The 12,574-nt window shown below is 67.2% G+C and carries 18 protein-coding genes and 1 tRNA gene; 12 read left to right on the top strand and 7 right to left on the bottom strand.

Annotated elements, in window-relative coordinates; translation table 11 throughout:
- Positions 1–40 precede the first annotated feature (40 nt).
- From AC5Y49_RS02500 to AC5Y49_RS02480, 5 genes are all read left to right on the top strand, one after another.
- Positions 41–613, top strand: a complete 573-nt coding sequence (locus AC5Y49_RS02500) for an Rv2240c family protein (protein WP_499884228.1) — start codon at positions 41–43, stop codon at positions 611–613.
- Between the two features lie 97 nt (positions 614–710).
- Positions 711–1,133, top strand: coding sequence for a DUF3052 domain-containing protein (locus tag AC5Y49_RS02495; protein WP_499884227.1), 423 nt, complete (start codon positions 711–713; stop codon positions 1,131–1,133).
- Positions 1,133–1,603 carry a peroxiredoxin gene (locus AC5Y49_RS02490; RefSeq protein WP_499884226.1) on the top strand — a complete coding sequence of 157 codons (471 nt, stop codon included), beginning with the start codon at positions 1,133–1,135 and terminating at the stop codon, positions 1,601–1,603. The genes AC5Y49_RS02495 and AC5Y49_RS02490 overlap by 1 nt, the downstream gene beginning before the upstream one ends.
- Positions 1,604–1,749: 146 nt before the next feature.
- Positions 1,750–1,824 (top strand) — tRNA-Val (locus tag AC5Y49_RS02485).
- A gap of 85 nt (positions 1,825–1,909) precedes the next feature.
- Positions 1,910–2,101, top strand: coding sequence for a hypothetical protein (locus AC5Y49_RS02480; RefSeq protein WP_499884225.1), 192 nt, complete (start codon positions 1,910–1,912; stop codon positions 2,099–2,101).
- A gap of 1 nt (position 2,102) precedes the next feature.
- On the opposite strand, the gene AC5Y49_RS02475 is transcribed toward AC5Y49_RS02480, so the two are convergent.
- The gene (locus AC5Y49_RS02475) at positions 2,103–2,498 is read right to left on the bottom strand and encodes a VOC family protein (protein WP_499884224.1); all 396 of its coding nucleotides are present in this window, start codon (positions 2,496–2,498) and stop codon (positions 2,103–2,105) included.
- A 131-nt stretch (positions 2,499–2,629) separates the two neighbouring features.
- Here AC5Y49_RS02475 and AC5Y49_RS02470 point away from each other — a divergent pair, with 131 nt between their 5' ends.
- Positions 2,630–2,791 (top strand): hypothetical protein, encoded by a 162-nt coding sequence (locus AC5Y49_RS02470; RefSeq protein ID WP_499884223.1) that lies wholly within the window; start codon positions 2,630–2,632, stop codon positions 2,789–2,791.
- Between the two features lie 3 nt (positions 2,792–2,794).
- Here the strand turns inward: AC5Y49_RS02470 and AC5Y49_RS02465 are convergent, their stop codons facing one another.
- Positions 2,795–3,610, bottom strand: coding sequence for an oxygenase MpaB family protein (locus AC5Y49_RS02465; protein WP_499884222.1), 816 nt, complete (start codon positions 3,608–3,610; stop codon positions 2,795–2,797).
- 52 nt (positions 3,611–3,662) lie between these two features.
- On the opposite strand from AC5Y49_RS02465, the gene AC5Y49_RS02460 reads away from it, so the two are divergent.
- Positions 3,663–4,607 carry a cobalamin biosynthesis protein gene (locus AC5Y49_RS02460; protein WP_499884221.1) on the top strand — a complete coding sequence of 315 codons (945 nt, stop codon included), beginning with the start codon at positions 3,663–3,665 and terminating at the stop codon, positions 4,605–4,607.
- Here the strand turns inward: AC5Y49_RS02460 and AC5Y49_RS02455 are convergent.
- From AC5Y49_RS02455 to AC5Y49_RS02445, 3 genes are read right to left on the bottom strand one after another with little or no spacing between them, the layout of a single operon-like run.
- Positions 4,579–5,394, bottom strand: a complete 816-nt coding sequence (locus AC5Y49_RS02455; protein WP_499884220.1) for an SURF1 family cytochrome oxidase biogenesis protein — start codon at positions 5,392–5,394, stop codon at positions 4,579–4,581. The genes AC5Y49_RS02460 and AC5Y49_RS02455 overlap by 29 nt on opposite strands.
- Positions 5,394–5,888, bottom strand: a complete 495-nt coding sequence (locus AC5Y49_RS02450; RefSeq protein ID WP_499884219.1) for a low molecular weight protein-tyrosine-phosphatase — start codon at positions 5,886–5,888, stop codon at positions 5,394–5,396. Before AC5Y49_RS02450 ends, AC5Y49_RS02455 begins: the two co-directional genes overlap by 1 nt.
- Positions 5,881–6,537: an HAD-IA family hydrolase gene (locus AC5Y49_RS02445; RefSeq protein ID WP_499884218.1), complete on the bottom strand. Its 657-nt coding sequence runs from the start codon at positions 6,535–6,537 to the stop codon at positions 5,881–5,883. The genes AC5Y49_RS02450 and AC5Y49_RS02445 overlap by 8 nt, the downstream gene beginning before the upstream one ends.
- A 60-nt stretch (positions 6,538–6,597) precedes the next feature.
- Between AC5Y49_RS02445 and cobC the strand changes: the two genes are divergently transcribed.
- From cobC to AC5Y49_RS02425, 4 genes are read left to right on the top strand one after another with little or no spacing between them, the layout of a single operon-like run.
- The gene (cobC, locus tag AC5Y49_RS02440) at positions 6,598–7,626 is read left to right on the top strand and encodes an Rv2231c family histidinol phosphate aminotransferase CobC (protein ID WP_499884217.1); all 1,029 of its coding nucleotides are present in this window, start codon (positions 6,598–6,600) and stop codon (positions 7,624–7,626) included.
- Positions 7,627–8,766 (top strand): Nif3-like dinuclear metal center hexameric protein, encoded by a 1,140-nt coding sequence (locus AC5Y49_RS02435; RefSeq protein WP_499884216.1) that lies wholly within the window; start codon positions 7,627–7,629, stop codon positions 8,764–8,766.
- Positions 8,763–9,497 carry a zinc ribbon domain-containing protein gene (locus tag AC5Y49_RS02430; RefSeq protein WP_499884215.1) on the top strand — a complete coding sequence of 245 codons (735 nt, stop codon included), beginning with the start codon at positions 8,763–8,765 and terminating at the stop codon, positions 9,495–9,497. Before AC5Y49_RS02435 ends, AC5Y49_RS02430 begins: the two co-directional genes overlap by 4 nt.
- The gene (locus tag AC5Y49_RS02425) at positions 9,494–10,579 is read left to right on the top strand and encodes a bifunctional RNase H/acid phosphatase (RefSeq protein ID WP_499884214.1); all 1,086 of its coding nucleotides are present in this window, start codon (positions 9,494–9,496) and stop codon (positions 10,577–10,579) included. Before AC5Y49_RS02430 ends, AC5Y49_RS02425 begins: the two co-directional genes overlap by 4 nt.
- Here AC5Y49_RS02425 and AC5Y49_RS02420 read toward each other — a convergent pair.
- Positions 10,576–11,145 carry a helix-turn-helix domain-containing protein gene (locus AC5Y49_RS02420; RefSeq protein WP_499884213.1) on the bottom strand — a complete coding sequence of 190 codons (570 nt, stop codon included), beginning with the start codon at positions 11,143–11,145 and terminating at the stop codon, positions 10,576–10,578. The genes AC5Y49_RS02425 and AC5Y49_RS02420 overlap by 4 nt on opposite strands.
- A gap of 46 nt (positions 11,146–11,191) precedes the next feature.
- On the opposite strand from AC5Y49_RS02420, the gene AC5Y49_RS02415 reads away from it, so the two are divergent.
- A complete protein-coding gene (locus AC5Y49_RS02415; RefSeq protein ID WP_499884212.1) occupies positions 11,192–11,830 on the top strand; it encodes a class I SAM-dependent methyltransferase in 639 nt (212 codons plus the stop codon).
- On the opposite strand, the gene AC5Y49_RS02410 is transcribed toward AC5Y49_RS02415, so the two are convergent.
- Positions 11,815–12,534: a 2OG-Fe(II) oxygenase gene (locus AC5Y49_RS02410; protein WP_499884211.1), complete on the bottom strand. Its 720-nt coding sequence runs from the start codon at positions 12,532–12,534 to the stop codon at positions 11,815–11,817. The two genes, AC5Y49_RS02415 and AC5Y49_RS02410, sit on opposite strands and share 16 nt — an antisense overlap.
- Positions 12,535–12,574: the final 40 nt, after the last annotated feature.

Raw genomic sequence — 12,574 nt, 5'->3', positions numbered from 1 at the left:
TCGAGGCGGGCGAAATCGGGAACCGGTAACGTCAGACGATGTGCTGACCGGATGGCGTGCCGCCCGAAGATGGCGGATCGTCGCGCTGGTACTCGGTTGCCTCGCGGCGATGCTGATGGCCATCGTCGGCTGCACCACCGTCACCGAAGGCACCCCGACCGTCGACACCGCGATGGCCCCCGCCTACCGGGCATCGGTATCGGCGTCGGTGTCGGCGTCCTCGGCGACCTCCCGGATTCGAGAGACGCAGCGCCAGCAGCAGCTGACAACCCGAGCTGTGATCCGGGCCTGCGAGTCGTTTGCCAACACCAGCAAGGACGCAATCGAGAAAGTGAATGCCTTTGTCGGGGCGTTCAATCAGGGCCGCGACACCGCCTCCGCCGAAGGCCCGGCCGTCGATGCGCTGAACAACAGCGCCGACGTTGTCGCCGGCAGCATCAGCGAGCCGCTGTCCGGACAGGTGCGCGACGCGCTGAACGCCTATGTCGACGCGGCCCGCGAAGTCGCGAATGCCATCCGGGCGCATGCCCCGACATCTGAGTTCAACCAGCGCGTCGATCAGCTCAACGACACCAAAACCAAAACGGTGCGCTCCTGCCTGGCTTATTCGTGAGCCGGGGTTCAGCGGCACAGTCGTGTCAGCTAGGGGCGGGCTGTGCGACGATAGTGGCCATCGCACGGCGCGTGTGTCGGTAGAAGGAGGTCCCCCTGTGGTCGCGGCGGATGACGCCCCGAGCTACGCCCGCAAACTGGGCATCCAGAAAGACCAAATTGTCCAGGAGTGGGGCTGGGACGAGGACACCGACGACGACATTCGCGCCGACGTCGAGGATGCATGCGGCGCTGAGCTACTCGACGAGGACACCGATGAAGTCGTCGACGTCGTTTTGTTGTGGTGGCGTGACGGCGATGGAGACTTGGTGGACACCTTGATGGACGCGATCGCCCCGCTGGCCGACGACGGCGTGATCTGGGTGCTGACACCGAAAACCGGCCGGCCCGGCCACGTATTGCCCGCCGAGATCGCCGAATCGGCGCCCACTGCCGGCCTGATGCCGACGTCATCGGTCAATCTGGGCGACTGGAGCGCCAGCCGGTTGGTCCAGCCGAAGTCGCGGGCCGGGCGGCGCTAATGCTCACTGTCGGCACCACGGCGCCCGACTTCACCCTGCGCGACCAGAACCAGCAGCCGGTCACCTTGAGCGCGTTTCGCGCTGGCAACGAGGCCAAGAACGTGCTGTTGGTGTTCTTCCCGCTCGCCTTCACCGGTATCTGCCAGGGCGAGCTCGACCAGTTGCGCGATCACCTGCCCGACTACGAAAACGACGACAGCGTGGCGCTGGCCATCTCGGTGGGCCCGCCGCCCACGCACAAAGTGTGGGCGATTGAAAGCGGCTTTCTGTTTCCGGTGCTGTCGGACTTCTGGCCGCATGGCGCGGTCAGCCAGGCCTACGGGGTGTTCAACGACGACGCCGGTTTCTCCAACCGCGGCACCTTCGTCATCGACCGGTCCGGGGTCATCCAATTCGCCGAGATGAAGCAGCCGGGCGAAGCCCGCGACCAGCGGCTCTGGACCGATGCGCTGGCCGCCCTCAAGGCATAGCTTTTTGTGGATCCCTGCCGCTCCTTGCCGCGAGCGTGCGTGTCCCCGGTCGACACGCCGAGCTGAAATCCGGTTCTGCGCACGCTCGACGCGGGTTTTCGGCGTTTTGGGGGTCGGCCGTTCGGCCGGGTAGCCTGCCCGAGGCAGGGCGCGTAGCTCAGTGGTAGAGCTCTGGTTTTACACACCAGCGGTCGGCGGTTCGATACCGTCCGCGCCCACCAATTTGATTGGCCGCGCAAGCGGCAAGCTCACCACCTTCCACGGGCCGGACGTTTAGCTTCTTCCCGATGCCGGCAACGCAAAGGGGTGACCACTGAACCGACCCCGCCGCCGCCAGATCCGCCCAATGTGTCGCCGCAGGGCAAATGGGGCGTCGCACCGTCCAATAGCCCGCTGACGCCGCGGCCGTCTCGCAGGCCCAACGCCGGCCCCGCTGTCTGGTGGGCGCTGGCAGCGCTCATCGTCGTGGCCATCGTGCTGATCATTCTGCTGGCTTGAGTCACCCGGGCGGCGCGAAGAACTCCAGCGCGATGCCGTCCGGGTCTCGAAAGCTCAACCCCGAGCCGTAGGGGGCGTCCACGATGCCGCCGTGGTGGACACCCAGCTCGTTGAGTCGCGTCATCCACTGCTCCAGCTCGGCGCGGTCGGCACAGCCGAAGCCGACATGGTCGAGGCCGACGCGGAACTCGCTGAATCGCTCGTCGGGAGCGGAACGTTCGTGCTGGTGGATGCCGAAAACCGTCCCGCCGTCGAGCATCCAGACCAGATGGCGGAATCCGGCATCCGTGTGCTCGTCGAGGACCGGGTCAGCGCCGAGCAGTTTGCGGTACCAGGGGCCGCTGACTTTCATGTCGCGCACCGTGATGGCGACGTGGTTGAGCGCCGGAAAAGCCATGAGTCTGCTCCCTTCTGAACGTTTCGCCGGCCACGTCCGGCCGCCGGAAGTGTGACCTGCGTCGCAATGAGGGGGTCGATGAAACGAGCAACACATTTACTAAGGCTAACGAGTCGATAATGATAGTTAGCATGACTTCACAACTAACGCCGGAGCGTTCCACTTCGCTGGCGCCGGAGACGCCGAAGACGCCGAAGACGGAGGAAACCCGCGAGCGCATCTATCTGCAGCCCTGGTTTCTGCTGGCGATGGTCTGCATGGCCGCCATCGTGCTGCTCGCCATCTACGGCTAGCCGTCACACGATTCGCAACCCTCGTCGCGCACGAAACCGCATGTCCCATAGGTAAAGCCGGTAACCGAAGATCCAGGCCTGATGCGGTATCAGCCGGTCAGCCAGTCGCAGCCCGCGTAGCAGCCACTCGAACCGGCGCTGTTGGGATGGTGACCAGTCCAGCTGCATCATTGCGCGGAACTCCGGCGCCAGGAAACCCGTCGTCGCGAACAAATTGAACGGTCCGGCCAGCGTGCGCAACGGCCACGGCAGGAACGCCACCGAGGCGACGCCGCGAAGATGCTCGCGAACCGGCGGATCGATATGCAGCTCGTCGAGCGAGCGCTTCCAGTATTCGTCGAACGCGGCACGGTCCGGCGGCCACATGCCCTCGCGCACCTGCAGCGTGGTGCCCAGCCGCTTGGCGTCTTGATACACCGCGTCGGCGGTGACGTCATCGAGCGCGCCGTGCAGAAACTCGTGCTGGTCGACGAAATAGCGGTACAGACAAGCCGCCACCCACAGCTGCAACTGCGGATTGAACGCGTTGTAGGACACCGGGCTCGACGGCGTCGACCGCACCTGCTGATGCGCGGTGTCGACGGCAGCGCGGATCAGCTCGCGGTCGGCATCGGTTCCGATCGTCGCCACGGCCAGGTAGGTGCCGGTGGTGCGGGCCCGCTTGAACGGGTGCTTGTAGACGTTGCCGCTGTCGACCGGGCTTTCCAGCACGCCGTAACCGACGCCCGGCAACGACAGCTGCATGATCACATTGGCGGCGGGCAGCAGCGTTGCGGCGGGATTGAGCAGGTCGGCCACCCGGGTGGCGGGGCGCTTCACCCTGAATACCGCCTCATGCCACCGAGTAGACCACGTGTGAGACGCTGCCGGAATGTTTGCGGTGCGACAGCTACCGGGCGCGCTGGTCGGATACCTGGCCGACCTGCTGCTGGGCGACCCGCAGGCCGGCCATCCGGTGGCGGCCTTCGGTGCGACGGCGGCGGCCTTGGAGCGGGTCAGCTACCGCGACAACCGGGTCGCCGGCGCAGCACACGTCGGCGTGTTGGTTGGCGCGATCGCACTGGCGGGTGCAGCGCTACAGCGGTACACGGAGCGGCGGCGTCCATCGTGGTCGGTTGTCGCCACCGCGGTGGCCACCTGGATATCGCTGGGCGGGACGTCACTCACCCGTACCGGCGCGAACATGGCGGAGCTACTGGAGCGCGGCGACGTCGAGGCCGCCAAGCGACTCCTGCCGTCGTTGTGCGGCCGCGATCCGGCATCGCTCGACGCTGACGGGCTGGCCCGTGCGGCAGTGGAATCCGTCGCCGAAAACACCTCCGACGCGCATGTGGCGCCGCTGCTGTGTGCGGCGCTCGGCGGGGCGCCGGCGGTGCTGGTCTACCGCGCCGTCAACACCTTGGACTCGATGATCGGTCACCGTTCGCCCCGCTATGCCCGATTTGGTTGGGCAGCAGCACGTTTGGACGATCTGGCCAACTATGCGGCAGCGCGGGTGACTGCGACGCTGGTGGTGATGTGCGCGCCCGCCGTCGGCGGGTCACCGGCCGGTGCGCTGCGGGCCTGGGTGCGTGATGCCGCCCGCCATCCCAGTCCCAACGCCGGTGTCGTCGAAGCGTCTTTCGCGGGGGCGCTGGGGGTGCGACTGGGCGGCCCGACGCAGTATCACTATGAACTGCAGATCCGGCCAACCCTCGGCGCGGGGCCGTCACCGTCGCTGGCCGACCTGCGGCGCGCGGTGCTGCTTTCCCGGGTGGTGCAGGCCGCGGCGGCGCTGCTGGTGGCGTTCACCGCCGCCGGCCATAACGATCCGTGAGCTTTTCTTCGACGGTCTTGGGCGCGGCGGGATCGCCGGCTGCCGCCTTTTCCGCACGGCGGACGCGGATCTCGGCGTAGACGAAATAGCCCAGCAGGATCGGCGCGACGATGCCGAACGAGATCCACTGGATGCCATACGACAAGAACGGCCCGGCATCCAAATGCGGCACCCCGATCACGCCGAGTCCACCGGGCTGGTTGTCCACCAGTTGCAGGTAGGAACCGGCCAGCGGTACCCCAGTCAGGTTCGATATCTGATCGATGTCGATGGAATACACCTGCTGCACACCGTCTGTGGTGAACGGATCCTTGCCGCGTGCCGGCGCTTCGGAGTCACGCAACCGCGCCGTGATGGTGACCGTACCGCTGGGCGGCGGCGGTATCGGCGGCACCCGGGAGCCCTGTTCTGGCCGCACATAGCCGCGGTCGACCAGCACGGTGGGACCGGCATCCACAACGAACGGGACCAGCACTTCTAACGAGGGCTCCCCGGCCGCCACTCGTAACCGGGCCAGCACCTGCGCATCCGGCAGGTAGTGCCCGGTGGCCGTCACCTTTCGCCACTGCGCATCAGGTGCTGACGAATCCTGCTGAGGCAGCAACGTTTTCACCGGGACCGGGGCGGTACTCAGCGACTGCTGAATTTGGTCGTTCTCTCGTGAAGTCTTGCTGTTTTTGCCGAGCTGCCACGGTGCGAGCACCGTGAGACACAGGTAGGTGAACGCGATGACCACCACCGCCAGCGCCAGCCAGCCTGGCCGCAGCAGGAACGTCAAACGTCGCATCAGTGGTGCCCGTTTTGGGCAAGTCGCTCGTCGACCCAGTCATGTAGCCCGGGCAGGGCGGCCTCGATGGTGGCGAAAACCGCCTCGAAATCATCGTGATCGCCGTAGTAGGGGTCGTCGACGTCGAGGGCGTAGGCGCCGGACCGCGGGTCGAACGACCGCAGCATGCGTACCCGGTCGGGGTCGACCCCGAGCTGGCGCAACAGCCAGACGTGGTTCCGCGCCAGGGCGATTACCAGGTCGGCTGTCAGGTGGTCGCTGTCGAGGTACGCCGCGCTGTGCTCGGTGGGATAGCCGTGGGCGCGCAGCACCCGGTTGGTCCGCTCGTCGGCACATTTGCCGATATGCCATTCGGCGGTGCCCGCACTGGTCACCCGCACCGCGTCGTGCAGCCCGCGCTGGCTGATCTGATGGGCGAACATTTTCTCGGCCATCGGCGACCGGCAGATGTTGCCGGTGCAGACAAACGTGATGTGCAGCCGTGGATCAGACACCCAGCATCCTCCGCAATTCCGCGACCGTGGCGACCCGGGTGACACCACTGTCTTCGGCGAAGTCGGCGTGGCCGTAGCCCCACTCGACCACCACCGCGTCGATGCCGTGGGCGGCCGCACCTTCGACGTCGTGCACGCGGTCACCGATCATCAGCACGCGCTCAGGCAGCGGCTGCAGCTGCGCCAACGCGTGGGCCAGCACATCGACCTTGCTGCTGCGCGCGCCGTCGAGGGTGGCTCCGGCGACGACCTCGAAATGCTCGTCGAGCGCGAAGTGGGCCAGGATGCGCCGCGCGGTCGGCTCGGCCTTGGAGGTGGCCACCGCCAGCCGGACATCGGCGGCCCGCAGATCTGCCAGCAGCGACCCGATCCCGTCGAAGAGCGTGTTCATCGCCCACCCGCGGGTGCTGTAGTCCGCGCGGTAGGCCGCGATCGCCGCATCGGTGCGCTCACCCAACCCCAGCCCGGACAGGGTGTGGTGCATCGGCGGGCCGACGATCCGGCTCGCCAGATCGCCGTCGGGCTCGGCCGCACCGACGTGGCGCAGCGCGTGGCGAAAGCTGGAAACGATCCCGTCGGCGGAATCGGTCAAGGTGCCGTCGAGGTCGAATATCACCAGCTGCGCCGCCGCGGAGATCGTGCCTGTCACACCCACATTGTCTCCGATGCGCTGACCTGCCCTGCCACTGAGGCCGTTACTGTTTCAAGCGTGGCGAGTCTGGACCCGAACCCGCTTGCAGCGGCGCGCTACCACGGCGATCAGGCCGCCGAGCCGGGCATGCTGGACTTCGCCGTCAACGTCCGTGATTCGCAACCGCCGGCATGGCTGATCCGGCGGCTGACCGACCGGCTGTCCGACCTCGCAAGATACCCGGGAGTCGACGACGAACGGGCCGCCGTTGCGGCCGTGGGCGTCCGCCACGGCCGGGCACCCGATGAGGTGACGTTGCTGGCCGGCGCGGCCGAGGGGTTCGCGCTGCTCGCCAACCTGTCGCCGCGGTCGGCCGCGATCATCGCGCCGTCGTTCACCGAGCCGCACATCGCGCTGGCCGCGGCCGGGATCCCGGTTCAGCACGTGGTGCTCGAGTCGCCGTTCGGCCTGGCCGGTGTGCAGGTGCCCGACGAGGCAGATCTGGTGGTGCTGGGCAACCCGACCAACCCGACCTCGGTGCTGCACACTCGCGAGCAGATCCACGCGCTGCGCCGCCCCGGCCGGATCGTGGTGGTCGACGAGGCGTTCGCCGATGCGGTTCCCGGTGAGCCGGAGTCGCTGGCCGGTGCTGCGCTGCCCGATGTGCTGGTGTTACGCAGTCTGACCAAGACCTGGTCGCTGGCCGGGCTGCGGGTGGGCTACGCCCTCGGGGCGCCGGCTGTGCTGGCCCGGCTGACGTCACGACGCGCGCACTGGCCGGTGGGCACCCTGCAACTGGCGGCGATCGCGGCCTGTTGTGCTCCCGACGCGGTGGCCGAGGCGGCGGCCGGCGCTCGGCGGCTGGCGGAGCTGCGGACCGACATGGTGTCCGGGCTGCAATCCGTGGGTGTCGACGTGGTTGACGGCCGGGCGCCGTTCGTGCTGTTCACTGTCGGCGACGCTGAGCTGACACGAAAGCGGTTGCACGCCAAGGGTATTGCAGTTCGTCGCGGCGACACGTTTGTCGGTCTGGACGGACGGTATCTGCGGGCGGCGGTGCGACCGGAGTGGCCGCTGCTGATCGACGCGCTGCGAGAGGTGCTGTAGGTGACTGTGCGATTGGCCGACGTCATCGGCGTGCTCGACGAGGCATATCCGCCGCGGCTGGCCCAGTCATGGGATTCGGCCGGGCTGGTCTGCGGTGACCCCGATGACGCGGTGGAATCGGTGACGATTGCGGTCGACGCCACCGCAGCGGTGGTCGACGAGGTCCCCGACGGGGGACTGCTGCTGGCCCACCATCCGTTGTTGCTGCGCGGGGTGGACACCGTGGCGGCCAGCACAGCCAAAGGCGCACTGGTGCACCGGCTGATCCGTTCAGGGCGTTCGCTGTTCACCGCGCACACCAACGCCGACTCCGCCTCACCGGGGGTGTCCGACGCGCTGGCGCAGACGCTGGGACTGACCGTCGAGGCGGTGCTCGAGCCGTTGGCAGCGATGGCCAACCACGACAAGTGGGTCGTTTTCGTCCCGCCGGACCACGCTGAAGCGGTGCGGGCGGCGGTGTTCACCGCGGGCGCCGGCCAGATCGGCGACTACGCGCACTGCAGTTGGAGTGTCACGGGCACCGGCCAATTCCTGCCCCGCGACGGAGCTTCGCCCACAATCGGCAGCGTTGGCGCCGTCGAGCGGGTGATCGAGGACCGGGTCGAGTTCATCGCGCCGGCCCGATTGCGGGGTGAGGTGCTTTCGGCACTGCGCGCCGCGCACCCCTACGAGGAGCCGGCATTCGACATCATCGCGCTCGCATCACCGCCCGGTGATGTCGGGTTAGGCCGCATCGGCGCTCTGCCGCACCCAGAATCGTTGCGCGCATTCGTCTCCCGGGTCAGTGCCGGCCTGCCGCAAACGTCATGGGGGGTGCGTGCCGCCGGCGACCCCGACGCGCCGGTATCACGGGTGGCGGTGTGCGGCGGCGCAGGCGACTCATTGCTCGATGCGGTAGCCGGCGCAGACGTGCAGGCCTACGTCACCGCCGATCTGCGACACCACCCCGCCGACGAGCACCGTCGCGCCTCTGATGTGGCCCTGATCGACGTCGCCCACTGGGCCAGCGAATACCCGTGGTGTGGCCAGGCCGCCGACGTGCTGCGCTCGGCATTCGATGACGCGCTGCCGGTTCGGGTGTGCCCCATCCGCACCGACCCCTGGAACGTCGACAATTCCGCCGAAGGCCTATCGTCATGAAAGCTGCCGTAGTACAACAACAGTCGCTGCTCGAGTTGGCCGAGCTGGACGCCGAGCTGTCCCGACTCACCCATCGGGCGGGGCATCTGCCCGAACAGCAGGACTATCAGCGGATGCAGGCTGAACACAGCGCCGCCACCGACCGGCTGGCCGCGGTGCGAATCGCATTGGAGGATTTGGACGCCCAAGTGTCCCGGTTCGAGTCGGAAATCGACGCGGTGCGCCAACGTGAGGACCGCGACCGCTCGCTGCTGCAGACCGTGGCAGACGCCAAACAATTGTCCGAGCTGCAGCACGAGTTGGAAACGTTGCAACGCCGCCAGACCAGCCTGGAGGATTCGCTGCTGGAGGTGATGGAGCACCGCGAAGAACTGCAGGCTGAACAAGCCGTCGAGGCGGCGGCCGTCGACAACCTGCAAGACGATCTCGGCAACGCCCAACAAGCCCTCGATGGTGCGCTCGCCGAGATCGACGAGACTCGCCGGCAACGTTCGTCGCGGCGCGACGAGCTGACGGCCGCGTTAGATCCAGAGCTGGTCGCGCTTTATGAACGGCAACGTGCCGGCGGTGGCCCGGGTGCCGGGCCGCTGCAGGGGCGCCGGTGTGGAGCCTGCCGCATCGAAATCGACCGCGGTGAGCTGTCGCGGATCGCGGCGGCCGCTGACGACGACGTGCTGCGCTGCCCCGAATGCGGCGCAATCCTGTTGCGCACCATTGGCTTCGCCAAATGAAAGTCCTCGTCGAAGCGGACGGCGGGTCGCGCGGTAACCCCGGGCCGGCCGGGTACGGATCGGTGGTGTGGTCGGCCGACCGTTCCACCGTGTTGGCGGAGAGTAAGCAGGCGATTGGCCGCGCCACCAATAATGTCGCCGAATATCGGGCGCTGATCGCCGGTTTGGATGAGGCGGCCAAACTCGGCGCTACCGATGTCGCGGTGTCGATGGACTCCAAGCTGGTGGTCGAACAGATGTCGGGCCGCTGGAAGGTCAAGCATCCCGATCTGGCCGAGCTGCACGCGCAGGCCCGCGCCCTGGCAGCGCGTTTCGGGCAGATCAGCTACACCTGGGTGCCGCGGGCGCAGAACTCGTATGCCGACCGGCTGGCCAACGAAGCGATGGATGCCGCCGCTGAGGCCACCGAAACTGCTCCGCCCGCCGCGGCAACCGAGACCGTCACGGCACCCGGCTGGACTGGTGCCCGCGGCGCGGCCACTCGGCTGCTGCTGTTGCGGCACGGGCAGACCGAGCTGTCGGTACAACGGCGTTACTCGGGACGCGGTAACCCGGCGCTGACCGAACTGGGGCGGCAACAAGCCGATGCGGCGGCCCGGTATTTGGGCCAACGGGGCGGAATCGCGGCGGTGATCAGCTCGCCGCTGCAGCGTTGCTATGACACCGCGACGACGGCCGCCAAGGCGCTGGGCTTGGATGTGACGGTCGACGACGACTTGATCGAAACCGATTTCGGCGCCTGGGAAGGCCTGACTTTCGCCGAGGCCGCCGAGCGCGATCCTGAGCTGCATCGACGCTGGCTGCACGACACCAGCACCCGGCCGCCCGGCGGCGAAAGCTTCGACAGTGTGCACCAGCGGGTGGCGGCAGCACGCGACCGGTTCGTCGAAGAGTACGGCGGCACAACGGTGTTGGTGGTCTCGCACGTGACACCGATCAAGATGCTGCTGCGGCTGGCGCTGGAAGCCGGAGCCGGCATCCTCTACCGCCTGCACCTGGATTTGGCGTCGTTGAGCATCGCCGAGTTCTACCCCGACGGGAACTCGTCGGTGCGGTTGGTGAACCAGACGGCCTATCTCTAGCTGTGCAGATGCAGGCGTTCGCCGTTGGCGCCAAAGATCACGATGGCCTCCACCGGAGCGTCCACCGCACCGAACCAATGCGGGGTCCAGGTGGAGAACTCGACCGCCTCACCAGGTTTGATCGCGAAGTCTCGGTCGCCGAGCAGCAGCCGCATCCGGCCGGAGAGCACGTACAACCATTCCTGCCCCTCGTGCACCGGTAGCTCGGCCGGCGGCGTGCGACGTTTGACGCGAATCTTGAAGGTGTGCAAACCGCCGGCCGGGCCCTGCCGCGTCAGCGGCCAGTAAGTGATGCCGTGCCGGGTATGCGAGGCGCCCCGCACTCGCGGGTCGGGTTGCTCGGGCTCCCGCAGCAACTCATCCGTGCTGACCGAAAGCGCCTTGGCCAACCCGGGCAGATGATCCAGGGCCAACCGGCGCTTCCCAGATTCCAAGCGGCTCAGCGTCGAAATATCGATATTCGCCCGCACCGCCACGTCTTCAAGCGTCATGCCGCGCTGCATGCGCAGCTCTCGAAGCCGCCGGCGCACCACGACATCGACCGGGTCGTCAGCGTTTGCCTGCATGGCAAATTAGGTTGGCAGACTCGATCTGCACCTGCAAGCTCTAAATATGGAAACTGAACTCGACGACGTGCAGCAGTTTTGGGAGCAGCACTATAGCCAAGCCGATCGGGTGTGGAGCGGACGAGTCAATGCGCACCTGGCCGAGGTGGCCGGGCAGCTGCCGGCCGGCCGAGCCCTTGATCTGGGCTGCGGTGAGGGAGCCGACGCCGTGTGGTTGGCCGAGCGCGGGTGGCAGGTGGTGGCCGTCGACGTCTCGGCGACTGCGCTACAGCGCGCAACCGACGACGCGTGCCAGCGAAACCTATTGGATCGCATCGTCTTCCAGCGCCTCGATCTTTCCGATAGCTTTCCGGACGGGAGCTATGACTTGGTGTCGGCGCAGTACTTGCACTCACCCGTGCGGCTGGAGCGCGAGCAGGTGTTGCCACGGGCCGCCGGTCACTTGACGCCCGGCGGTGTGCTGCTGATCGTCGACCACGGGTCGGCGCCGCCGTGGTCGCAGCATCAGGATTACCCATTTCCCAGTGTTTCCGATGTACTCGCCGCACTACCGCTGACCGACACCGGCCTGCGTCCGGTGCGTGCCGAGAGTGTGGAGCGGCAGGTGACCGGGCCGGACGGCCAAGTCGGCACGGTAGCCGACAACGTCATCGTACTGCGACGCGACAGTCAGGCCGCGTCGTGAAAGATCAACTCCAGCGCATAGCGCTCACCGGACCGGACCACGGAAAGGCCATGGCGCACCGGTGATGTCGACCAACCGCGGGTTGATTGCACCGGTCGGTCGCGAGTGGTGAACAAATAGCCATGACCCTGCGGCAGTTGGGTTGCGAGGCCGCGGGACTGTGCCCGCGGACGTTGTTCGACGAGCAGGAACTCACCGCCGGTGTACTCGGTGGCCGGATCGCTCAGGTTGATCACGACCTGAAGCGGAAAAACCAGCTCGCCGTACAGGTCTCGGTGTAACGCGTTCCAGCCGTCGGCGCCGTACTTCAGCAGCAGCGCCGTCGGTTTGGTCTGACCGGCCGCGTGACACATTGTCAGCCATTCGTCGAGGTTGTCGGGCCACGGTGTGTCGCGGCGAAGCTTGGTGTACCAGTCCCGGGCGATCGGCAGTAATCGTGGAAACAGCGCCTGTTTGAGCCGTTCGATCGGCTCGGGGTACGGTGCGCGGAAGTACCGGTACTGGCCGACGCCGTAGCGGTGGCGCTCCATCTCGATGGTTTTGCGGAAAAGTTCGTCGCGGTCATAGAGCGCACGGAGCTTCTGCGCCTCGGCACGCGTCAGGAGCCGGGGTAGCAGGGCACCGCCGCGGTCATTGAGGTCGACGGTGATGGCGTCCCAGTCACCGGCGTCGACACGCTTGAGCCATCTATTGACCTGCGTCACCGTTCTCACGATAGGCAATGTCGCCGGAGTCGTGTATGAT

The organism is Mycobacterium sp. NGS62, assembly GCF_059812285.1.
Note: the sequence above shows the minus strand (reverse complement) of the source record. Positions and strands in the feature narration are given on the sequence as shown.

Excerpts from the sequence above, each read along its gene's own strand:
- AC5Y49_RS02425 (WP_499884214.1), top strand. The coding sequence starts at position 9,494 with ATGAAAGTCCTCGTCGAAGCGGACGGCGGGTCGCGCGGTAACCCCGGG.
- AC5Y49_RS02455 (WP_499884220.1), bottom strand. The coding sequence starts at position 5,394 with ATGCGACGTTTGACGTTCCTGCTGCGGCCAGGCTGGCTGGCGCTGGCG.
- AC5Y49_RS02475 (WP_499884224.1), bottom strand. The coding sequence starts at position 2,498 with ATGGCTTTTCCGGCGCTCAACCACGTCGCCATCACGGTGCGCGACATG.
- AC5Y49_RS02460 (WP_499884221.1), top strand. The coding sequence starts at position 3,663 with ATGTTTGCGGTGCGACAGCTACCGGGCGCGCTGGTCGGATACCTGGCC.
- AC5Y49_RS02420 (WP_499884213.1), bottom strand. The coding sequence starts at position 11,145 with ATGCAGGCAAACGCTGACGACCCGGTCGATGTCGTGGTGCGCCGGCGG.
- AC5Y49_RS02430 (WP_499884215.1), top strand. The coding sequence starts at position 8,763 with ATGAAAGCTGCCGTAGTACAACAACAGTCGCTGCTCGAGTTGGCCGAG.
- AC5Y49_RS02470 (WP_499884223.1), top strand. The coding sequence starts at position 2,630 with ATGACTTCACAACTAACGCCGGAGCGTTCCACTTCGCTGGCGCCGGAG.
- AC5Y49_RS02415 (WP_499884212.1), top strand. The coding sequence starts at position 11,192 with ATGGAAACTGAACTCGACGACGTGCAGCAGTTTTGGGAGCAGCACTAT.
- AC5Y49_RS02490 (WP_499884226.1), top strand. The coding sequence starts at position 1,133 with ATGCTCACTGTCGGCACCACGGCGCCCGACTTCACCCTGCGCGACCAG.